Below are 22,024 nucleotides of genomic sequence, written 5' to 3' on the forward strand. Positions count from 1 at the left end.
TATGAGCTATTATTGTAGTGTTACGGAATCGTCATAAGCGGAGTTTGACAGCGCTGTCAAACACGATCTAACATTCATATAACGTTTTTATCAGTACAGGTTTTTCTGAGCTCCTCCCAATCACAATGTTCGAAAGCCTAGGCCGCACTAAACGTCGCAGGATGGAGAGAAGCCTTGTCTCGACATCGCATATGACACACATGATTTTGCATGAGTTCAGGGGAATTTATGAGACTTCGAAAAATATGCATACTCGGCGGCGGGACGAGCGGCTGGATGACAGCTGCCGGATTATCCAATAAATACAAAAGCTTGGGTATAGAGATAGAGTTGGTGGAGTCAGAGCAAATCGGCACTGTGGGCGTCGGCGAGGCCACCCTGCCGCATATTCGTTTTTTCAATCAAAGCCTCGGAATCGATGAGCGGGAATTTATGAAAGCGACCCGCGCAACTTTCAAATTAGGGATCGAGTTTTGCGATTGGGGCCGTCAGGGTGATCGTTATATCCACCCGTTCGGTGATTATGGCGAGCCAATTGACGGTGTGGACTTCCATCATTTTTGGCTGCGACTGTTGCAGAATGGACACAATTCCAGACTGGATGATTACTCCTATCCGATTCTCGCCGCAGAAGCCGGGAAGTTCCAACTTCCAGGCAAGGATGTCAGTAAAATCGGCTCTAATTTCGGATATGCCTATCAATTTGACTCCAGCCGCTATGCGGTGTTGCTTCGCCAATATTCTGAGAAAAACGGCGTCACGCGTACGGAAGGGAAAGCCGTCAAAGCGTCACGCGACCCTGAAAGTGGCTTCATAAGTTCCATTACTTTGGAAAGCGGACAGACGATTGAAGCCGATCTCTTTGTTGATTGCTCCGGCTTTCGGGGCGTCCTGATCGAACAAGAGCTGGAAACAGGCTATGACGATTGGAGCGAATGGCTCCCCTGTAACCGGGCCATCGCCGTCGCTTGCGAAACCAAAGGGCCCAGCGTGCCGTTTACACGAGCAACAGCCCGAAAGGCTGGCTGGCAATGGCGCATTCCCCTCCAACACCGCGTTGGTAATGGACACGTCTATTGCAGCGAGTTTATTTCAGATGACGCGGCCAGAGAGCAATTATTGAGCACGTTAGAAGGCCAGCCCCTCTCAGAGCCCAAACAGCTTTACTTTAAAACGGGCAAAAGACGGAAGCTTTGGAATAAGAATGTTGTCGCGATTGGATTGTCCGGTGGGTTTCTAGAGCCCTTAGAATCAACGTCTATTCACCTCATCCAAGAGGGCATAACGGCCCTGATTGAATTATTTCCCGGAAAGTCGTTCGAAACGTCAGACGCGGAGGAGTATAACCGCCGCATGGACCTAAACTTTGACCGCGTGCGGGATTTCCTCCTCCTACATTATGTCGCCACGCAGCGCGATGACAGTGAGATGTGGCGATATTTCCGCAACATGACGCTACCGGAGAGTTTGCAGGAAAAAATGGAGGCTTGGAAAAGCCGCGGGTACCTCCTCCGCTATGAACAGGGCGTCTTCCTGCCACCGAGCTGGGTCGCGGTGATGGCGGGACAGAACCTCATTCCCGATGGATATGATCTGCGGGTTAATCGCAAAACACTGGACGAGGTTGTCTCAGTAACCGACACAATCAAACAGCAGAGTAAAATTGCGGTTACGCAAACACCCGACCACGCGGCCTTCCTCGCGCAATATGGCGCCGCGGCAGAGATGGGAGCGGGCTAGGGCCATGGCGTCGGCGCCCCTCACAACTATCGTCATCTATGGCGGCGGGTTAGCAGGCTATGTCTGTGCCTGTGCCTTAGACCGGACATTGCCCGGGGACATTCAACTTATCCTGATCGAAACCGATGCTGCCAAAGCCACGGATATTTTCTTCGGGACCCTCACCTCGCCCACAACTTACGACTTTCTCTTAGACAAAGCGTTCACCGAACCGGACCTCTTTCTGAACACGCAAACAGGTGTCTCATTGGGGACGAAATTTGAGAATTGGGGGCCCACACGTCAAAATTGGATACAGAGTTTTTACAAACCTCTGCCCGTTCTGAATGGTGTAGAATTTCAGCATTACCTGACACGTTTTCAAAAAACCGCCCAGAAGAAAGCCTCCCTCGAAGACTATATCATCTCGACACAGGCTGCAAAGACTGGCGGGTTTGCGCACCCCCCGGAAGACCGAAAAACGCCGCTTGCGGATATGGATTATGGATATCAGTTTTCACCCAAAGACTGGCTGGAGTATTTCTCGGGCAAGCTGTCATCGAAACGGGTGACCCGCCTTCAATCCGACGTGACGAAAGTTGAGCGCAGCGGTGAGACAGTGACGGGCCTAACCCTGAATAATGCGCAGATCATTAAGGCAGATTTCTTTATTGATGCGTCAGGCCCAAACTCGAAATTGAAATCGCCAAGCGACACATCCTGGGTTGGAACACGGGAAATCTGCGCGGCCGAAACGCATAACATTGAAACGGGCAAGCGACACCCCTACCGGACTGTAAGGGCAGCCGATTATGGCTGGCAGTCGGAAACGACACTTCAAAATCAGGTTCATCGATTGACGGTTTATGATCCAAACTCAGAGCGTGCGGCATTGAAAGCTCATGGCACACCTGATCATACACCTTTTAAAGTGCAATTAGGTCGAACAGAGACGCCCTGGATCGGGAATTGTCTGACATTCGGTCATGGGGCGGCCAGCCTTGAACCCCTCACCTCTGCACCAATGCGGTTGCTCGAACGTGATATTGATAGGCTTATCGAACTCATCCCTGTCTCAAAAAATATGACGGTTGAGCGTCGCGAATATAACCGACGTTTCAATGATGATTATAGCCACGCGGATCTATTCCAACGCGCGTTTTTCAGCACATCGAAAACAGGTGCTCATCCCTACTGGGTCGCTGCAAGTTCAACCCCGCTTACGAAACGCTTGCAGGACAAGGTCGAGCAATTCGAAAGCCGCGGTGTGCTGGTGCAATATGATTATGAGCCTTTCAGCCGCGAAGACTGGACCCTGCTCCATATAGGCATGGGACGTTTGCCGAGACGTTATGATCCGCTGGCCGACCGCGTGTCCCTGCCCGGACTGACGCAGAAACTTGAACAAATGCGCCATGCGATTGATGTGATGGCAAAAAAATTACCCCCTCATGATGTCTATATGTCCCGCCTGATAAAATATTTGGAAGACCAAAATGTCTGATACACAACATGCGCCTCTCAAACATATCGTCATTCTCGGCGGCGGGTCTGCAGGTTGGATGGCGGCGGCGGCCCTTTCGAGTTTGCTCTCCCCCGATGTGACACGAATTACTCTAATCGAATCCGACCAAATCGGCACAGTCGGTGTGGGCGAGGCCACGATTCCTGACATGATCAATTTCAATCGCATGTTGGGCATTAATGAAGCGGAATTCCTGAAAGCGACGAATGGCACATTTAAACTCGGTATTGAGTTCAAGGATTGGGGAAAATTAGGCGACAGCTATATACATCCGTTCGGCAGTATCGGCGTGGATATGCAGGGTATCGATTTCCATCATTATTGGCTGCATAATCGGTCCTCCGGCAATTCCGCACCGCTGCAGAATTACAGCATGTGCGCCGTTGCAGCGGAAAACGGAAAGTTCACCCTGCCCGACCCGAACCCCAGATCGCCCCTCTCTCACCTCCGCTACGCCTATCACATCGATGCAACAGCTTACGCGAGATATTTACGCAATTATGCGGAAAAGCGGGGCGTGACACGCGTTGAAGGCAAGGTGACACGGGTCGATCAGCAAAATGAGACCGGCGATATCACAACACTGACATTGGAAAATGGCCAAACAATCACGGGCGATTTTTTCTTTGACTGCACGGGCTTTCGATCTCTTCTAACGGAAAAAATACTGGATGTTCCTTTTGAAGACTGGAGCCATTGGCTACCCTGTGACAGTGCGCAAACGGTCGCGACAGAGCGGGTTGGCAGCCTTATTCCTTACACAAAAGCGACGGCGAAAACGGCGGGCTGGCAATGGCGTATTCCGACCCAACACCGCACGGGGAACGGGCATATTTATTCCAGTAAATTCATGGATGATGCGGAAGCCAAAGACATCCTGATGGCAGGGCTGGATACCCAGCCTCTGAGCGAGCCTCGCAAGATTTCGTTTAAAACAGGCTGTCGTGAAACGTTATGGAATAAGAACTGTATCGCGCTTGGTCTCTCAGCAGGATTCCTGGAACCGTTGGAATCGACCTCCCTCTTCCTCATCCAACAGGGAATTAGTCGCTTTATCAGCCTATTCCCCAGCGCGGACGTCTCTGACGTCGTTCGGACCGAGTATGACAAGCAAATGCGTAAAGAGTTTCATCAGGTTCGGGATTTCATTATCCTGCATTATGTCGCGACAGAGCGTGACGACAGTCCGTTCTGGAATTATTGCCGGACGATGGACATCCCGGAAAGTCTTAAAAGCAAAATGGACTTATTTGACAAGGCCGGACGGATCTTCCGCTATGATGACGAACTCTTTTCCAAAGAAAGCTGGATCGCAGTCTTTCTTGGCCAGAATATTATTCCGGACGTCACAGACCCCATCGTCTCGTCACTGCCAAAAGCGCAAGTCGATCACAGCTTAAAATCCATGAGCGGGGCTATGCAGCAAGTCGCGCAAAATATGCCGACTCACGAAGAATTCCTCCAACGCTATGGCGCGGCGGTTTAAATGTCCGATCAGAAAATTAAAAATATCGTCATTGTCGGCGGCGGGACTGCGGGCTGGATGGTCGCGGCGGGCTTATCACGGCTTATCAATGACGAGACGGTGAATATCCGCCTGATTGAGTCTGAGGCGATTGGCACAGTGGGTGTCGGCGAAGCGACGATCCCCCATATTAATTACTTCAATCGTCTGTTGGGTTTGGATGAAAACGACTTCGTCAAGAAAACGAATGCGACATTTAAACTGGGCATTGAATTCGTAAATTGGGGGAAACTGGGCGAGAGCTACATTCACCCGTTTGGGGATTACGGTGTGAATATGGAGGGGCTTCGCTTCCACCATTTCTGGCACCGCTATAACGCGCTGGGCAAAGCGCCCTCTGTTGATGAGTACTGTCTGCAAATCCTGGCCGCGCAACAGGGGAAATTCCAGCGCCCGGATATGAGCCTCAAAAACTCTCCTCTAAATTCAATCGTCTATGCGTTTCAATTCGATGCCTCGCTCTACGCCAAATTTATGCGGGAGTTTGCGGAAAGCCGTGGTGTTAAACGCATTGAGGGCAAAATTACGAAAGCTGGTCAACATCCTGAAACCGGTCATATTGAGTCTGTAACGCTCGAAAATGGCGAGAGTTATGAAGGTGATCTATTCATCGACTGCTCCGGGTTTCGCGGGCTCCTAATCGAGCAAACCTTGAAGACGGGCTATGAGGATTGGAGCGCCATGCTGCCCTGTGACCGCGCCGTTGCACGCGGATGCGAGTCCGTCGGCGAGCCCGCGCCCTATACACGCGCCACGGCCAAAGACGCAGGCTGGCAATGGCGCATTCCACTTCAATCTCGCATCGGCAACGGGCACGTTTATTGCTCTGAATATATCAGTGATGACGACGCACTGGCGAGCCTAATTGCAGGTCTTGACGGGGAGCCGATCTCGGACCCTAACTTCTTGCGGTTCAAGACGGGTATTCGAAAGAAGACTTGGAATAAGAATGTTATTTCCCTTGGACTGGCTGCAGGCTTTTTGGAGCCGCTTGAATCGACCTCTATTCACCTGATCCAAACGGCAGTTGCCCGACTGATGCAGTGTTTCCCGGATAAGGATTTCGCACAGTCCAATATTGATTATTTCAATACAAAGACCCGTCAGGAATATCTACAAGTCCGGGATTTCCTCATCCTGCATTATTATGCGACAGAACGCGAAGACACACCGTTCTGGCGCTATTGTAAGAATATGGACATCCCTGACACGCTGAAAGAGCGGATCGCGATTTATAAGGATACCGCCCGCCTTTATCGTCATGACAATGAAATTTTCGGAGAAACGAGCTGGTTCGCAGTCATGCATGGTCAAGGCATTATGCCTGAGCGTTACCACCCTATGGCGAATTCTCTGCCAGAGGCGACGCTTTTAGATCGTATGGATCAGTTAGAACGGGTTACGCAGGCTTGCCTCGATAAGATGCCCAAGCATCAATCTTTCATCAATGCGAATTGTAAAGCGGATATGAATTAGGTGATTTTCTAAATATCCTGTATGTACGTTCGTGTGCGTAGTTTCTCGGTGACCCTATGAAATATTTGTTCCAGGCTCTTGTAACATCAATTCTGATCTTATCTGCGCCTGCTGGTGCGCAAGATGCAGCTGAAGAAGACACTGTCGTTGCGAACGCTACCAAAAGGGTCGACCCGGCCCTCGCCGCTTTTTTCGCCGGAGATTTTGAGACAGCGGAAATTGAGTTCGAGAAGAACGCCGTCTGCGCCCACCGTGTAGAACGCAATTTCGAAGCCGGTCTGGAAGCTGCCCGTGACAGTTCCATTCAGGCCGATGTCGCGGGCGATATAAACACGGCGCCACAACCCAGTGGCGGCGCGGGAGGAAATGTTTCGGTTTCAACAACGCCTGCGATTACGCCCTCTTTTTCGGTAAATACATCAGGGTTTGAAAAAGAGAATTATACAAAAAAGCGGACTTGCGCAGATCGCGGCTACCAAATCTACATGATGGGCATGTCACAGTTGCAACTCGGCAAAACAGAGGACGCTAAGAAAGCCTTCTCCCGCGCGACGAAGATCAAGCGAACACTCTATGACGCCCATTTTCGTTTGAGCCTGCTTGAATATCAAGCCGGCAATGTCGATGAAGCGAAGAAACAGTTCAAATCCCTGACAAAAATCGCAAATCGCTGTAGAAGATGTGAAGCCAAGAAAGAGATTGAGGGGCAAGTCAGTTATCTCACAAACCTATTGGGAGAACCGAATTAGGCCATAATTCAAACTGACTGTTGGTCCAATTTGACAACGCTGTCTTTTACGTTTTAAATTTCCATAATTATAAAATTTGGGGATCTAAATCATGTTTAAACGCGCCTTTATCACAACGTCCTGCGCAGCTTTTGTCGCCATTGCGACAACACCTTCTGCAATGGCGCAAGACGACGCCGCTATCCAAGAAGCTCTTGTCGCCCTTGATGCACAATTGCCGGGGAAGCTGATCAATAACCCCTATGATATTCAATGGCGCACGGATGGGTCTGATAAAAAGGATGCTGTTGTCAAATCCGAAGGCGCGCCAGGTGGTATGGCTTATCAAGTCAGAGTCAAGAAGGCGAAGCGAAACGCTTGGGACACAGCCACACGCATCCCGATGACTGAAAACGTCGAAAAAGGTGATGTTATCCTCATGTCATTCTGGGCTAGAACAGAGAAACCGCCAAAGGGTAGCGAGACAGGCGATATTCTCGTCGCGATCCAGCGAAATGTTGAACCCTATGACTCCATCCTTGAGAAAAGATTTGATCTGGGAACAGAGTGGAAACTCCATCATATTTCCGGCACTGCGAGCCGTGATTATTCTGCGGAAAAAAGTCAAATCGTCTTCAACCTCGCAAAGGCCAAACAGACACTTGAATTCGGACAGTTCTATGTGATGAATTTGGGTGAAGGCGCGGATGCATCACCCTACATGAAATAGACAGACCATGTGAACGCACTCGAATGGATGCGTTTCACCTGTTCAGGTAAACTAGAAAAGATCGTCTGTTTAAAGGCCTAGAAGTGCCAGCATGAACATGACGATCGCCAATAGGAACTGTTTTACAATAGCGATCATACTACTTTCCTAATCGTAAAGGGAAATTTTCGCCAGTCTTATTTTGTATCAATTTGGAGAAGCTCGACTAGCGGTTAAAATAGGGTTTTAACGCCTCAGCCCAAACAGCGTAGCCTTCATTGGTCAAATGCAAGCCGTCATATGTGAGATCAGGCCGTAATGTTCCATCCTGTGCGGCAAACCTATCCGTCAGGTCGATGTATATCGCGCCTGTTGCCGCAGCAATCTGAGCATATTTCTGATTGACCGCCGCAACTCGTTCCAACTTATCAGCTTCGCGCGGCAGAACGGATTGCAAATAGATATCTGTTTTGGGATGCCTGTCCCTAATCGCCTGCACCACTGCGCTGACATCTTGAGCAATCTCTTCAACCGTCCGACCTAATGAGATGTCATTCGTCCCTATTTTTAGAAAGACGCGGTCAGGTTCATTGGTGAGGATTTGCGGAAGGCGTCTGATAACGCCGCTGGACGTGTCCCAACTCACACCATGATTACTCAGGTCCTGCGGCAGCAGTGATTGCCGAAAAGGCGTATCGCGCCAAGCTTCTGTAATACTATCCCCGATGAGGAGTGTTCCGCCGTCCTGTTGCGGAAAATCGGCGATTTCCGCCACGCGTGTGTTGAAATGCATTTTTCCATCTACGGGAAGAATATCTGGCGGGTTTATTAAGACTTGAGTCTCAATTGGCTCGAAGTCCCATTCCGTCACAGTCTTAATATGACGCATCAAATCATTCGCCATGACCTTCATGGAGGTCTGCCCTGGATGGCTGTTACAGCTCCAGACATAGCCGAAATCCGCGAGTTTAAGGTCCAGTGTCGAGATATTCTCATCCGACAAATCAGACATCGCCCAGTCAATACCGTCGCGTATCGCCGCGCCCTGCTCTCCGTCCAATAGCGGACCGGACACCGTCACAATATGAGCATTGGGAAAGCGCTCCCGCAGACCGGAGAGCATATCGCGGTAACCCGCGCGAAATTTATCCCGCCCCGGGTCGATCACGGACCAATCATTTGTGCCGAGCAGTGTCACGATGACATCCGGCATAAATTGCGCATGGTCCCAAGATGTATCGGGACTGTCGGGCAAGGCAAAATCGAGTTGCGCAGGCATGACGGGAGCGGGGTTAGCGTCCCAGTTATGAACCACCCCTCGCCCCGAAATTGCGATCAATTGCGGCTCGGCATTTAGGCCGTCTGCCGCGAGCATGGCATAACTCTCCAATGGCGCATGAAGTGCGGGCGTGTTGCCGCAAGATTTAGTAAATCCGCCGACCCCGAAGCCCGCTGTGATGGAGTCGCCGAGAAAGAGTATTTTTCGCTCAGAGTATTTTGTCGAAAGAAAACCCTTACCTTCATCACCTCCGAATGAAATTGGGGTGGGGCTGGAAATCCCAAAATATCCAGTATCATAGAATTCTGATCGCCTCGTTAGGCGTGCATAATACGTTCCGAATGTGCCATCACCAACTTGAACAGTGTTTTTTCCTGGCTCCAGTTTGATGACGCTATGTTCACCATTCACAACAAGATCCATTAACCCCGCACCACCATCTGTGACAGCAATCGTCGCGTAATTTCCTTCAAAACTGAAGGCGACACCGCTTCCGGGCCACCCCATTAATCTCTCTCCGTCGACGGTTAAGGTAAGGCTATCGTTTTTATAGAGTTCATTCTTCTCGACAGGTCCATGACGACCAAGCCATTGGACATTTATGGTCCCACTGTCATCAAAAGAAACCTTTCCACAGCCCGAAACGCAAAAGGCCAGCCCGATGAGGCTGGCCTTGATTAGGTTTAAACATCGCACGGGGTTTAACCGACCATGTCTTCGAGTTCCATTCCTCGCGTTTCCTTGACAGCTTTCGCAACGAAGAAAATCGAGATGAATGCAAACCCTGCATAGATGCCGAAAGCGCCAGCCAAGCCGATCGTTTCAAGAAGAGGCAGGAATGTCATAGAGACAATAAAGTTGGCAATCCACTGAGCAAAACCGGCAACTGCAAGACCGGCCCCACGGATTTGATTAGGGAACATTTCGCCAAGCAGAACCCACATCACAGGTCCCCAAGTCATGTTGAAGAAGAACACATAAGCCATAGCTGAATAAAGAGCCAAGGTACCCATTTTTGGATCAAGATCGATCTGACGGGATGCCAAGTCAATGACTTCGCCGGTTGAGAAAGCATAAGCGACAATTGCCAAGGTGATCGCCATACCAATGGAACCGATGACCAAGAAGGGTTTGCGTCCAACCTTATCAATCAGTGCCAGTGTGATACCAACAGCTACGAGTGACAAAACACCCATAATGACGTTTTGTTTTAACGCGTCGCTTTCAGTGTAACCAGCAGCTTCCCACACAACAGAACCGAAGTAGAAGATGACGTTTATACCGACGAGTTGCTGAAACGCGGCCAGTCCAATACCGACCCAAACGATAGGCTTCAGCTTACCATTGGACAGCAAATCGGAGAGCTTTGGTTTGTGATCGTTTGCTAAAGACGCCCGAATATCAATAATTTTCGAAGCCGCTGCATCCGTGCCAAAGAGTCGGGTTAATGCTTTCAACGCTCCCGTTTCATCTTCTTTGACCATGAGATAACGAGGACTTTTAGGTATGAAAAACAGCAGAACAAAAAACAGGATTGCAGGCAGCAATTCGACCCAAAACATCCAACGCCATGTTTGAATACCATTGATTTCGCCTAAGGCTCCTCCCGTTTTTTCAGCCAAATAATAATTGGAGAAAAAGGCCGCCGTCAGGCCAACAACAATGGCAACTTGCTGAATAGATGTGAGTGCGCCACGCATACGTGCGGGTGCAATTTCTGAGATGTAAGCGGGTGCCATAACGGATGCGGCACCAACGGCCAGACCGCCGATGATACGATATGCGATAAACGGAAATGCCGAACTAACGGCACCAGATCCATAAGCACTAATTGCAAAGAAAACGGCGGCAACAATCATCATGTTTCTGCGACCGAATTTATCCGACATCGTTCCTGCAAATGCAGCGCCGACAGCCGAGCCCAAAAGCATTGAAGAAAATGCAAAAGAAGACGTCGCAGTTTGCGACGCAAAAGTCGTTTCCAGTCCCTTCAGCGTTCCGTTGATAACGCCGGAGTCAAACCCGAAGAGAAATCCGCCCAATGTGGCAACCAAACTAATCAGGATGATAAAGCCAATATTGGCATCTTCCTTTGTATTTGTGACATGTGTGTCGGCCATGGCCGTCCCCTTTATATATATCGTCCGTGTACCCAGACTCGTTATGTCGTCTTTGCCGCGAGACTGACAGCGTTGTCAATTACTCCCTCAATTTTATTCCGACGGCGGACCCGCAGAATCTCTCACAATGACCTCATGCGCATGGATAATATCATGAGCAGGGCGCGTATCGCCACTCATTCGACCCGAGAGAATATCGACGGAAGCGGAGAGCAAATCGCGGACGCCCTGCCGCACGGTCGTAATAGCCGGATAGACCGCGCGGGAGACAGGCGAATCGTCAAACCCGACGACGGAGAGTTCGTCCGGCACGCGCAGGTTCATTTTATAGGCTGCCGCGAGGCAGGCCGAAGCCATCTCGTCATTCGCGGCGAAAATGGCGGTAGGCCTATTGTCTTTAGAGAGGAGGTCTTCCGCTGCCCGCAATCCGGACGCATATGAGAAATCTCCAGAAGCTGTGATGGATTGAACCGCGCCGGAGCTTCTATGGATCGCATCATTAAATCCTGCGAGCCTGCGGCGGGAGACATCATAAATCGCTGCACCTTCAATAAAACCAATCCGGCGGTGTCCAAGTTTGATAAGATAGTCCGTCATCTCCCGCGCAGCGGCGCGGTCGTCAATGCCCACCTTGTCGCCGATCTGACTAACCCGTTCCGCCCCAACGCGCACGAAAGGTAAATGGGATTCGCTTAGAGCCTTCAGAATATCAGGATCATTCGCGAGCGGCGGACACGCTATAAGACCTGCCAATCCCTCCTCCGCATGGAACGCGGTCAAGCCGTCCAGCATCACGAGCTGATAGCCTTCCGATTGCATCGCGAGCAATGCGCCGATCTGGACAGTCTCCGAGTAGGACAGGCTTGGGTTATTCAGGAGCAAGCCAATCTTCCTAGAGGCTTTGGAGCGAAGTGCCCGTGCCGCAGGATTGACCGAATAGCCAATGCGCCGCGCAGCTTCCCGCACTTTTTCACGTGTGACAGGCCGCACAGTATCTTCGCCGTTGAATACACGGCTCACGGTTTTGAAAGAGACACCGGCTTCGCGGGCAACGTCGATAATTGTCGGCATGCTCACCCCTCCTACGCCAAGTTCGCGTCTCTCTATGAGATTCTGCACTCCATGACTAGCAGCCTATTTTCAATTTGACAACGTTGTCATAATTTGACAAATCCAACAAAAAAACCGGGTAAGACTCGGTTACAAAATATCGTTCGGGACATTTACCATGAAAAAGCTCACCCTCTGCGTTTCCGCGCTGGCCTTGCTCACGGCTTCGGCCTGTCAGCCTGCAGCACAATTGACGTCTGACAACAGCGCTCCGGTCTCCACCGCTGACTCGTTCAAACGTCAAACTTTCAGTCCCCGCGTTGAAGATATGATCGCGGAAATGACGCTGGACGAGAAACTCGCGCAAATCTCCTGTGTCTGGCTCAAAAAGGGCGACTTTCTTGACGATCAGGGCAATTTCCAACCGGAGGAAATGGAGAAGATTCACCCGCACGGCATTGGCTGTTTCGCCCGTCCACAAGACACGCAGGGCATGGAGCGCGAGATTGAGCGCAAGGGTGTGAATGACGCGACCGTCGTGCGCTCCATGACGGGTCGTAATCCGGCGGGAACCGTGGCGCTCGTCAATGATATTCAAAAATGGCATATTGAGAATACTCGTCTCGGCATTCCGACGCTGTTCCACGAGGAAGGCCTGCACGGCTATCAGGCCTTTGAAGCCACAAGCTTCCCGCAATCCATCGCCCTCGCCGCGACATTCGATGATGAACTGGCCGAGCGGATTTATTCCATCACCGCCCGCGAAATCCGCGCTCGCGGTGTGCATCACGTCCTCTCCCCCGTTGTTGATGTCGCGCTGGACCCGCGCTGGGGTCGGATCGAGGAAACCTTTGGCGAAGACCCCTATCTCGTGAGCCGCATGGGCGTCGCCGCCGTGAAAGGCTTTCAAGGTTTGGGCGAAGGTGATGATTTCCCTATTGCGGATGACAAAGTCCTGACGACCCTCAAACATATGACGGGTCACGGACAGCCCGAAGCCGGCATGAATGTCGGCCCGGCCAATGTGTCGGACCGCACCCTATACGAAGTGTTCTTCCCGCCATTCGAGGCCGCTGTCCAAGAAGCCAAAGCCGCCTCTGTTATGGCGTCTTATAACGAAATTGATGGCGTGCCCTCCCATGCGAATAGCTGGCTGCTCAACGATGTCCTGCGCGATGAATGGGGCTTTGATGGCGCCGTTGTCGCCGATTACTTTGCAATCAATGAATTGCAGGGCCGTCACGGGATTGTCGACAATATCGGCGATGCGGGGGCGCTATCCCTACGCTCGGGAGTCGACATGGAACTGCCTGATGGTGTGGCATTCTATGAGTTGAAAGAGCGGATTGAGGCGGACGATTACAGCGTCGATTATGTGGACCAAGCTGTCGGCCGTGTGCTGACGATGAAAGAACGCGGTCGGGTTTTTGAGACGCCTTATGCCGATGCGGATTATGCGACGGAGATTACAGGCAACGCAGAAGCCCGTGCCGTTGCGCTGGAAGCCGCGCAGAAAGCGCCCGTCCTCCTCAAAAATGATGGCATTCTCCCACTGGACCGGTCCAAATATAAGCGCATCGCCGTGATTGGCCCGAATGCGGCCATCACAGTTCTCGGCGGATATTCGGATGAACCAAAACAAACCATCTCCATCCTTGACGGAATTGAGGCCGAAGTCGGCGACGAGATTGATGTGGTCAATGCGCAGGGCGTTACACTGACCGATAACCGCTCGTGGTGGGATGATGAAGTCAACCTGATCGACCCGGAACAGAATATGCGCGATATCGGCATTGCTGTGTCTGTCGCCAGAGGGGCCGACCTCGTCATTCTCGCGATTGGCGGCGACGAGTCGACGTCTCGCGAAGCCTGGTCGGAAACCCATCCCGGTGATCGGAACGAGATCACGCTCATCGGGCAACAGAAAGACCTCGTCGATGCGATTGGCACGCTCGACATCCCGACGGTCGGAGTCGTGATTTCGGGGCGTCCCTTGGCCCTGAGCAATGTCGAAGACAACCTCGACGCCATTCTCTATGGCTGGATTTTGGGACAGGAAACGGGAACGGCGGTCGCGGATATTCTCTTCGGCAAAGTGAACCCGTCGGGCAAAATGCCCGTCTCGGTCCCGCGCACAGTCGGGCAGATTCCGGCCTTCTATTATCACAAGCCAACAGCCCGCCGCGGTTACGCCTTTGGCGATGCCTCCCCGCTTTATGCGTTCGGGCATGGGTTGAGCTATACAAGTTTTGAAATGTCAGAACCGACACTCTCCAACGCGACAATTGGCACCGATGGCACAACGACCGTTTCTATCGATGTCACAAATTCCGGTGATGTCGCAGGAGATGAAATCGTGCAGATGTATATTCGCGATAAAATTTCTTCCGTCACGCGCCCTGTCAAAGAGTTGAAAGGCTTTGAACGTGTGTCCTTGGAGGCGGGCGAAACAAAAACTGTGAGTTTCGACATCGGACCAAAAGCACTGCGTTTCTACGATATCAATATGAACCGCGTTGTGGAGCCTGGTGCGTTTGACGTGATGGTGGGAAACAGTTCGCAGAATTTGCAGACCGTGACACTCGAAGTTAAATAGTCATGTATCTAGGCATTGATATCGGGACGTCCGGCGTAAAAGCCGTCATCGTGGATGATGCGCAGACCGTCGTGGACCAAGCCTCCGCGCCGCTCTCCGTCTCGCGCCCGCAACCCCTCTGGTCCGAACAGGATCCCGCCTCCTGGTGGACGGCCACGGATGCGGCTGTGCGCAAATTAGACACCCGTGCTCGCCGTGCCGTGAGAGCCATAGGCTTGTCCGGTCAAATGCACGGCGCGACGTGTCTGGATGAAGACAATCAAATTATCCGCCCCGCCATTCTCTGGAATGACGGCCGCGCTGGTGATGTTTGCCAGCAAATGATGGGGGATATGCCGTCCCTGACCAGCATTACGGGCAACCTTGCCATGCCGGGCTTCACTGCGCCAAAACTGCAATGGATGCGCGAGAATGAGCCGGAGAATTTCGGGCGCGTTGCCAAAGTCCTCCTGCCAAAAGACTACGTCCGCTTCCTGATGAGCGGCGATTTCGCGTCTGACATGTCCGACAGTGCGGGCACGCTCTGGATGGATGTGGCCGGGCGCGATTGGTCGGATGAGGTTTTGGCGCTGACGGGACTGACCCGCGACCACATGCCAAAACTCTATGAAGGGTCCGAGGCGACAGGCACGCTTAGCCAATCCGTCGCGGATGATTGGGGCATGTCCTGCGTTCCTATCGCAGCGGGTGGCGGTGATAATGCGGCAGGCGCGGTCGGATCCGGCGTGGTCAAGGCGGGCGAAGGCTTTGTCTCGCTCGGCACGTCAGGCGTCGTCTTCCTCGCGGATGACCAATACCGCCCGAATACGGACGGGGCCGTCCATACATTCTGCCACGCCCTACCCAAACTCTGGCACCAAATGAGCGTCATTCTCTCCGCCGCAAGTGCCGTCGATTTCGTTGCGCGCATTGCGGGTTTTGAGACCGAAGGCGACCTCTATGACCAAACGGCGGATGCACGGACGCCCGGAAAGGGCGCGATCTTCCTCCCCTATCTCTCCGGTGAACGCACACCCCATAATGACCCCCATGCCAAAGGCGCGTTCTTTGGTCTGGGCCATGAGGACACGCCGCTTTCCATGGCGCAGGCAGCGTTGGAAGGCGTCGCTTTCGCGCTGGCCGACGGTGTGGACGTGTTGAAAGAGACGGGTGCGAAAATTGACAGCCTCTCCGTCATTGGCGGCGGATCACGGTCCAAATGGTGGGGCGAAGTCATCGCCTCGGCGATGAACCTGCCCCTCACCTACCGAACCGCATCAGCCGTGGGCCCGGCTTTTGGCGCGGCGCGTTTGGCACGACTCTGTCTGAATGAGCACAGTCTTGGCGATATCTGCACACCACCGCCAATTGACCACATTATTCAACCCAATTCCAATCTCGTTGACCTCTATGCAGAGCGTCGGGAGACATTTTCCAAACTTTATAACGTTACCAAGGACCTGACCTCATGAGCGGCTATTTCGACCATATTGATCCGATTAAATTTGAGGGCGCGGAGAGTGAAAACGACCTCGCTTTTAAATATTACGACGCCAAGAAAAAGGTCATGGGCAAGACGATGGAAGACCATCTCCGTGTCGCCGCTTGTTACTGGCACACTTTTTGTTGGGACGGGTTTGACGTGTTTGGCGGCGGGACGTTTAACCGTCCGTGGCATGGCGGGCAGAATGACCAAGCCGCAGCCGAAGCCAAACTCGACGCCGCCTTCGACTTCTTTGACCGTTTGGGTCAGCCTTTTTTCTGCTTCCACGATGTTGATATCATGGCTGCTGCGGAAACGCCGAAAGAGCATGTCGAGAGCCTCGCCAAGATTATCGATAAGGTCGAAGCCAAGATTGAGAAACACGGCACGAAACTCCTCTGGGGCACGGCGAATAATTTCTCTCATCCTCGCTATATGGCGGGTGCCGCGACCAACCCCAATCCGGATGTCGCCGCCTTTGCCGCGCTGCAGGTCCGCGAATGTATGAATGCGACGCACCGCCTCGGCGGGTCGGGCTATGTGCTCTGGGGTGGTCGTGAAGGTTATGACACCATTCTGAACACCAATGTCGGGCAGGAAATGGAACAACTCGGTCGCTTCCTGACCATGGCCGTCGAGCATAAGCACAAGATCGGCTTTAAGGGCGATATCTGGATCGAACCCAAACCGCATGAGCCGACAAAACACCAATATGACCGCGATGTCGGGACCGTTTACGGCTTTCTGAAACAATATGGTCTGGAGAACGAAGTTGGCGTCAATATAGAGCCCAACCATGCGACCCTCGCCGGAAACAGTTTCGAACATGAAGTTGAAATGGCCAACGCTTTTGGTATTTTCGGCTCCATTGATTTTAACCGTGGCGACCCGCAAAATGGATGGGATACCGACCAATTCCCGAATGACCTGCGCGAGACGACCACGGCGATGTATTACATCCTCAAGGGAGGTGGATTTAAAAATGGCGGGTCAAATTTCGATGCGAAAGTCCGGCGTCAATCCAATGACGCCGCCGATCTGTTCCACGGTCATATTGGCGGGATGGACCTCCTCGCCCGCGCGCTGATGAACGCGGCGGCAATGATCGAAAAAGACCGTCTGCAAGCGTTTAAAGATGAGCGTTATGCCGGATGGAGATCCGGCCTCGGTGCAAAAATGCTCTCTGGCGAAGCGTCGCTGGATGAGGTCGCAGATCATGCGCTCTCGGAAAACACCTCCCCGGCCCCTGTTTCAGGTCGTCAGGAGATGTTGGAGAACTATATCACCAATGCCGTGAAATAGGCGAAACTGTCACGGAACTGTCAGAAAACCGCTCTTAAAGCGTCACAGGAGTCGGGCATAGGACGCCCGACTCGACTTCCATAGCCGGGTCCTTATTTTCTGATGATAGAAGAGGATGATTCGGATGTCGGGTCGGGTTTGGACATTTGCAGTGGGAGCGGCGCTTGCGCTATCCGCCTGCGCGGATGGCGGACCGGAAAGCGTCGAGACGGAAAACAGCATCCGCGTCGTCGGCTCATCCACCGTTTATCCGTTCTCCACCAAAGTCGCGCAGGAATTTCGAAACAAAACCGGATGGAATGTTGTCGTGGAATCGACAGGTTCCGGCGGCGGGCATCGTGCCTTTTGTGAAGGTATCGGCCCCAACACACCGGATGTCACCAGCTCGTCCCGTCCGCAAAAACCCTCCGAGTCCAAACTCTGCCAAAGTAACGGCATTGAGAATGTGGTTGAAATTAAAATTGGCTATGACGGGATTGTCGTCGCCAATGCGATTGATTCACCCTCAATGGATATGAATTTGTCGACGCTCTATCTCGGCCTCGCGAAACTTGTTCCCAATGCGAATTGCGAGATGGTAGAGAACCCATACGAGACTTGGAACGAGATCGATCCGTCCCTTCCCGATACGAAAATCGAAGTTTACGGCCCGTCCCCGACCTCCGGCACACGCGACGCCTTTGTCGAGATTTCCATGGAAGGCGGTGCCAAAACGTTGGATTGCCTCGCCAATTTAGGCTCTGACGATTTCCGCGTCGCCGCGCACACATTGCGCGAAGACGGTCACTGGATCGACTCCGGTGAAAATGACAACGCCCTCGTTCAGACCCTCATAAATACGCCCACCGCGATTGGCGTCTTCGGCTACTCCTTCCTCGACCAGAACACGGACAAGGTGAAAGGCGCGCGGATTAACGGGGCGGAGCCGACATTCGAAAATATCGCCACGGGCCATTATCCCGTCGCGCGGTCGCTCTACGTCTATGTCAAAGGCGACAAGATGGGCAGCGTGCCCGGCCTGCATGATTTTGCGATGGAATTCGTCTCTGATGAAGCGTCCGCACCCGGCGGCTATCTCGAAAAGATTGGTCTTGTTCCTCTCATGCCGAGTGAACGCCTGGATATGCGCGAGGCCGTCGCACACCTTTCGGCGTCCAATCTTTGACGTGAGACTCTTGAGGCGCACCTGGCTTTAACCTACACGGTTGAGGCGAAGGGGAAGTGAACACATCGTGGAAATTATCCAACTCTATACCCTCCTGCTGATCGGTGTTTTGAGCATTGGCGGTTTTGCTTATAATCGCAATGTCGCGCGTGCCAGTGTAAGAGCGTTGCGACAGAGCGGGCCAGCAGAAACACGGTGGCATTCCCATCCCAATTATCACGGATATCTGACGGGTTGGTCAGTGGCACTGGTCGGCTTCGGCTTGTTCATAATCTTTAATTTGGTTTTCCCAAACCAAGTTGCGCTGCAAACTGTTTCGATTTTGCTGGGAACGAGCTTGGCCGGCTTGCTTGTTTTTAAGAAAATTGCACCCGCCTTCCCGGCGCGGATTTACACGGAACGGTTCATCAAAACCACACTCTTGGCGCTCTCCGGGCTAGCCATATTGACGACATTCGGAATCGTCTTTTCCCTGATATTTGAATCGCTTCGCTTTTTCGCCGATGTGCCGCTTTTTGACTTCCTGACAGGTTTGAAATGGTCACCGCAGACCGCATTACGTCCGGATCAGGTCGGCAGTTCCGGTGCTTTCGGAGCGGTACCCGTCCTGCTGGGAACCTTCATGATTATGGCGATTGCAATAGGTGTTGCCGGACCCGTCGGCCTTATGATCGCGATCTATCTCTCCGAATATGCGTCACGGCGCATGCGGGCAATTGTGAAACCGATCATCGAAATATTGGCCGGAATTCCAACGGTGGTCTTCGGCTTTTTCGCGTTGTTGACAGTCGGCCCTGCCATTCGCAATCTGACCGATGCGCTGGGCATTGCCGTGCCAACACAATCCGCGCTTTCCGCAGGCGTCGTGATGGGCGTGATGATCATTCCGTTGATCTCGTCGCTATCGGACGATGTTATTAATGCTGTACCTCGATCCCTACGCGACGGCGCTTATGCGCTGGGCGCGACGAAATCGGAGACAATGAAACAGGTCATTTTTCCCAGCGCCCTCCCCGGTATCATGGCGGCCTTTCTGCTGGCCATATCCCGTGCGATTGGTGAAACTATGATTGTCGTCATGGCGGCAGGACGGGCCGCGAACCTAACGGGCAATCCGTTTGAATCTGTGACGACTGTGACCGTGCAAATCGTGGCCCTGCTGACGGGAGGTCCGGAATTTGATAGCACGAAGACACTCGCCGCTTTCGCACTCGGTCTCGTCCTCTTTGCCATCACGCTCATCCTGAATATTATCGCGCTGCGCACCGTGCGAAAATATCGTGAGGTCTCCCTCGCATGAACGTGTCGCAGCACATGTCGGACAAGGCCCGCAAGCACCTCAAGTCGCGTTATGCGAAGGAAAGACGGTTCCGCTTTTACGGATTGTCCGCAGTCCTGTTCGCCATTGCCTCATTAGGGTGGCTGCTTCTGTCTCTCTTCGCGACGGGCCTGACGGCCTTTCAGGAACATTACGTCACGCTGGAAGCCGAGATGACCGTGAGTGCTTTTGCGCCGCCCGACCAACGCAGTGTCGAGACCCTTCGTATCGCGGACTACAAATCCATCGTTGAAAATGCCATTGAAGCAAAGTTTCCAGACGTGAGGACAGCAGGCGAAAAAGACCTCCTCTTTGCGCTGATTTCCGAATCCGGTGCGACCGACCATCTCCGGAAACGCGTTGTACGAAATCCTGATATTATCGGCTCAAAAATAGTGATGACTGTGCCGACCTCCGATCAAGTGGACCAACTCCTGAAAGGGCATATTGACCGGAATGTCCCCGAAGCCCGCCGCCAAATCAGCGATCAACAAATCCTCTGGCTGGATGATTTGAGAGCCCGCGGCGCGATAAAAAAGAAATTTAACTCCATCCTGTTTTTCAACCCCGACAGTCGCGATCCAGAACTGGCGGGCATCGCGTCTGCCGCTGTGGGGTCGGTGATGATCGTCATCATCGCCTTTATCCTCGCCCTGCCCATCGGTGTCGGGGCCGCGATTTATCTGGATGAATTTGCGCCGCGCAATCGACTCCGCGATTGGGTCGAAATCAATATCAATAATTTGGCAGCAGTACCGTCTATCATCTTCGGGCTTCTCGGCCTCGCCGTCTTTATCAATATTTTCGGCTTCCAGCGCTCCATCCCACTCGTGGGTGGTATGGTCCTCGCCTTACGCGCTTTCCCGACCATCGTCATCGCCACCCGCGCCGCCCTACGCAGTGTCTCGCCTGCCATGGTGGACGGGGCGCTCTCCCTCGGCGCGTCCCATGTACAGGCCGTATTTCAGCAGAAAGTCCCACAGGCCATGCCAGGCATTCTGACGGGGTCGATCGTGTCTATAGCCCTCGTCCTTGGCGAGACGGCGCCGCTGCTGATGATCGGGATGGTCGCCTTTGTGACGGAAATTCCAACAACGGTGACCGACCCTGCAACCGCCCTGCCCGTGCAAATTTTTCTTTGGTCGGAAAGCCCGGAACGCGCATGGTCAGAGCGGACGGCTGCGGCTATCCTAATCCTCCTCGCCATTCTTATGACGATGAATGCCTTGGCGATTTGGTTGCGTTCACGCCTTGGAAAACGACGTTAGGATGTGAGATGACGGATAAGATCAAATTCAAATGCCGCAATGTGCGCGTCCAATATGGCGACCTGGAAGCCCTGCACGGGATTGATATCGACATTGCAGATCGCGGCGTCACGGCCTTTATCGGTCCGTCCGGCTGCGGAAAATCGACTTTTCTCCGCGCATTTAACCGGATGAATGAGACGATTGGCGGCGCTAAATTTTCGGGTCAGATTTTGATGGATGGTGAGGATATTTACGACCCATCACTTGACCCTGTCCTGCTGCGCGCACGGGTCGGGATGGTCTTTCAAAAACCCAATCCCTTTCCGAAATCCATCTATGACAATGTCGCCTATGGCCCGCGCATTCACGGCCTCACGGAAACACAGGCGGAGCTGGATTCCCTCGTCGAAAAATCCCTCCGCCGCGCCGGATTATGGGAAGAGGTCAAGGACCGCCTCACGGAACAGGGGACGGACCTGTCCGGCGGGCAGCAACAGCGCCTCGTCATCGCGCGAGCCATTGCCATTTCGCCAGAGGTTATCCTGATGGACGAACCGGCCTCCGCCCTCGACCCGATTGCGACAGCGCGATTGGAAGCGCTGATCGAGGAATTAAAAACCCGCTACTGCATCATTATTGTCACCCATTCCATGGCACAGGCCGCACGGGTGTCTGACAAAACCGCCTTCTTCTACGAGGGCGACCTGATCGAATATGACGATACCGAGAAGATTTTCACAAATCCGGATAATCAGCGTACGCAGGATTACATCACGGGCCGAACGGGTTAAGGTAGACAT

At 52.8% G+C, this 22,024-nt stretch carries 16 protein-coding genes; 13 read left to right on the forward strand and 3 right to left on the reverse strand.

Features of this window, described 5'->3' with window-relative positions; translation table 11 throughout:
• Nucleotides 1–228 precede the first annotated feature (228 nt).
• From ACP9M6_RS12365 to ACP9M6_RS12390, 6 genes are all read left to right on the forward strand, one after another.
• Complete coding sequence (locus ACP9M6_RS12365; protein ID WP_427451531.1) at nt 229–1,740, forward strand: tryptophan halogenase family protein; 1,512 nt, start codon at nt 229–231, stop codon at nt 1,738–1,740.
• A gap of 4 nt (nt 1,741–1,744) precedes the next feature.
• Entirely contained in the window at nt 1,745–3,223 is a 1,479-nt protein-coding gene (locus ACP9M6_RS12370; protein WP_427451533.1) for a tryptophan 7-halogenase, read from the forward strand.
• A complete protein-coding gene (locus ACP9M6_RS12375; RefSeq protein ID WP_427451535.1) occupies nt 3,216–4,730 on the forward strand; it encodes a tryptophan halogenase family protein in 1,515 nt (504 codons plus the stop codon). Before ACP9M6_RS12370 ends, ACP9M6_RS12375 begins: the two co-directional genes overlap by 8 nt.
• On the forward strand, nt 4,731–6,245 hold the full coding sequence (locus ACP9M6_RS12380; protein ID WP_427451537.1) for a tryptophan halogenase family protein: 1,515 nt from the start codon (nt 4,731–4,733) through the stop codon (nt 6,243–6,245).
• Nucleotides 6,246–6,301: 56 nt separating this feature from the next.
• Nucleotides 6,302–6,994, forward strand: coding sequence for a tetratricopeptide repeat protein (locus ACP9M6_RS12385; RefSeq protein ID WP_427451539.1), 693 nt, complete (start codon nt 6,302–6,304; stop codon nt 6,992–6,994).
• 91 nt (nt 6,995–7,085) lie between these two features.
• Nucleotides 7,086–7,703, forward strand: coding sequence for a carbohydrate binding domain-containing protein (locus ACP9M6_RS12390; protein ID WP_427451541.1), 618 nt, complete (start codon nt 7,086–7,088; stop codon nt 7,701–7,703).
• Nucleotides 7,704–7,908: 205 nt separating this feature from the next.
• Here the strand turns inward: ACP9M6_RS12390 and ACP9M6_RS12395 are convergent, their stop codons facing one another.
• The 3 genes from ACP9M6_RS12395 to ACP9M6_RS12405 all read right to left on the reverse strand — a co-directional run bounded on the left by ACP9M6_RS12395 (nt 7,909) and on the right by ACP9M6_RS12405 (nt 12,152).
• Entirely contained in the window at nt 7,909–9,468 is a 1,560-nt protein-coding gene (locus tag ACP9M6_RS12395) for a GDSL-type esterase/lipase family protein (RefSeq protein WP_427451543.1), read from the reverse strand.
• A 194-nt stretch (nt 9,469–9,662) separates the two neighbouring features.
• Nucleotides 9,663–11,081 (reverse strand): sugar porter family MFS transporter, encoded by a 1,419-nt coding sequence (locus ACP9M6_RS12400; RefSeq protein ID WP_427451545.1) that lies wholly within the window; start codon nt 11,079–11,081, stop codon nt 9,663–9,665.
• Between the two features lie 93 nt (nt 11,082–11,174).
• Nucleotides 11,175–12,152 carry a LacI family DNA-binding transcriptional regulator gene (locus ACP9M6_RS12405; protein ID WP_427451546.1) on the reverse strand — a complete coding sequence of 326 codons (978 nt, stop codon included), beginning with the start codon at nt 12,150–12,152 and terminating at the stop codon, nt 11,175–11,177.
• 157 nt (nt 12,153–12,309) lie between these two features.
• Here ACP9M6_RS12405 and ACP9M6_RS12410 point away from each other — a divergent pair, with 157 nt between their 5' ends.
• From ACP9M6_RS12410 to pstB, 7 genes are all read left to right on the forward strand, one after another.
• Entirely contained in the window at nt 12,310–14,727 is a 2,418-nt protein-coding gene (locus ACP9M6_RS12410; RefSeq protein ID WP_427451548.1) for a glycoside hydrolase family 3 N-terminal domain-containing protein, read from the forward strand.
• A gap of 2 nt (nt 14,728–14,729) precedes the next feature.
• Complete coding sequence (gene xylB, locus ACP9M6_RS12415) at nt 14,730–16,178, forward strand: xylulokinase (protein WP_427451550.1); 1,449 nt, start codon at nt 14,730–14,732, stop codon at nt 16,176–16,178.
• On the forward strand, nt 16,175–17,491 hold the full coding sequence (xylA, locus tag ACP9M6_RS12420; RefSeq protein ID WP_427451552.1) for a xylose isomerase: 1,317 nt from the start codon (nt 16,175–16,177) through the stop codon (nt 17,489–17,491). The genes xylB and xylA overlap by 4 nt, the downstream gene beginning before the upstream one ends.
• A 124-nt stretch (nt 17,492–17,615) precedes the next feature.
• Nucleotides 17,616–18,656: a substrate-binding domain-containing protein gene (locus ACP9M6_RS12425; protein ID WP_427451553.1), complete on the forward strand. Its 1,041-nt coding sequence runs from the start codon at nt 17,616–17,618 to the stop codon at nt 18,654–18,656.
• A 67-nt stretch (nt 18,657–18,723) separates the two neighbouring features.
• Nucleotides 18,724–19,956 carry a phosphate ABC transporter permease subunit PstC gene (gene pstC / locus ACP9M6_RS12430; RefSeq protein WP_427451555.1) on the forward strand — a complete coding sequence of 411 codons (1,233 nt, stop codon included), beginning with the start codon at nt 18,724–18,726 and terminating at the stop codon, nt 19,954–19,956.
• Nucleotides 19,953–21,242, forward strand: coding sequence for a phosphate ABC transporter permease PstA (pstA, locus tag ACP9M6_RS12435; RefSeq protein ID WP_427451557.1), 1,290 nt, complete (start codon nt 19,953–19,955; stop codon nt 21,240–21,242). The genes pstC and pstA overlap by 4 nt, the downstream gene beginning before the upstream one ends.
• A gap of 8 nt (nt 21,243–21,250) precedes the next feature.
• The gene (gene pstB, locus ACP9M6_RS12440) at nt 21,251–22,015 is read left to right on the forward strand and encodes a phosphate ABC transporter ATP-binding protein PstB (protein ID WP_427451559.1); all 765 of its coding nucleotides are present in this window, start codon (nt 21,251–21,253) and stop codon (nt 22,013–22,015) included.
• Nucleotides 22,016–22,024 lie beyond the last annotated feature (9 nt).

It is taken from the genome of Litorimonas sp. WD9-15, from assembly GCF_050271975.1.
Classification (GTDB): domain Bacteria; phylum Pseudomonadota; class Alphaproteobacteria; order Caulobacterales; family Maricaulaceae; genus Litorimonas.

Coding starts and splice junctions, on each gene's coding strand:
- ACP9M6_RS12395 (WP_427451543.1), bottom strand. CDS start 9,468: ATGGGGTGGCCCGGAAGCGGTGTCGCCTTCAGTTTTGAAGGAAATTAC.
- pstB (WP_427451559.1), top strand. CDS start 21,251: ATGACGGATAAGATCAAATTCAAATGCCGCAATGTGCGCGTCCAATAT.
- ACP9M6_RS12380 (WP_427451537.1), top strand. CDS start 4,731: ATGTCCGATCAGAAAATTAAAAATATCGTCATTGTCGGCGGCGGGACT.
- ACP9M6_RS12400 (WP_427451545.1), bottom strand. CDS start 11,081: ATGGCCGACACACATGTCACAAATACAAAGGAAGATGCCAATATTGGC.
- ACP9M6_RS12410 (WP_427451548.1), top strand. CDS start 12,310: ATGAAAAAGCTCACCCTCTGCGTTTCCGCGCTGGCCTTGCTCACGGCT.
- ACP9M6_RS12365 (WP_427451531.1), top strand. CDS start 229: ATGAGACTTCGAAAAATATGCATACTCGGCGGCGGGACGAGCGGCTGG.
- ACP9M6_RS12375 (WP_427451535.1), top strand. CDS start 3,216: ATGTCTGATACACAACATGCGCCTCTCAAACATATCGTCATTCTCGGC.
- ACP9M6_RS12405 (WP_427451546.1), bottom strand. CDS start 12,152: ATGCCGACAATTATCGACGTTGCCCGCGAAGCCGGTGTCTCTTTCAAA.
- ACP9M6_RS12390 (WP_427451541.1), top strand. CDS start 7,086: ATGTTTAAACGCGCCTTTATCACAACGTCCTGCGCAGCTTTTGTCGCC.
- ACP9M6_RS12385 (WP_427451539.1), top strand. CDS start 6,302: ATGAAATATTTGTTCCAGGCTCTTGTAACATCAATTCTGATCTTATCT.
- xylA (WP_427451552.1), top strand. CDS start 16,175: ATGAGCGGCTATTTCGACCATATTGATCCGATTAAATTTGAGGGCGCG.
- ACP9M6_RS12425 (WP_427451553.1), top strand. CDS start 17,616: ATGTCGGGTCGGGTTTGGACATTTGCAGTGGGAGCGGCGCTTGCGCTA.
- xylB (WP_427451550.1), top strand. CDS start 14,730: ATGTATCTAGGCATTGATATCGGGACGTCCGGCGTAAAAGCCGTCATC.
- pstA (WP_427451557.1), top strand. CDS start 19,953: ATGAACGTGTCGCAGCACATGTCGGACAAGGCCCGCAAGCACCTCAAG.
- ACP9M6_RS12370 (WP_427451533.1), top strand. CDS start 1,745: ATGGCGTCGGCGCCCCTCACAACTATCGTCATCTATGGCGGCGGGTTA.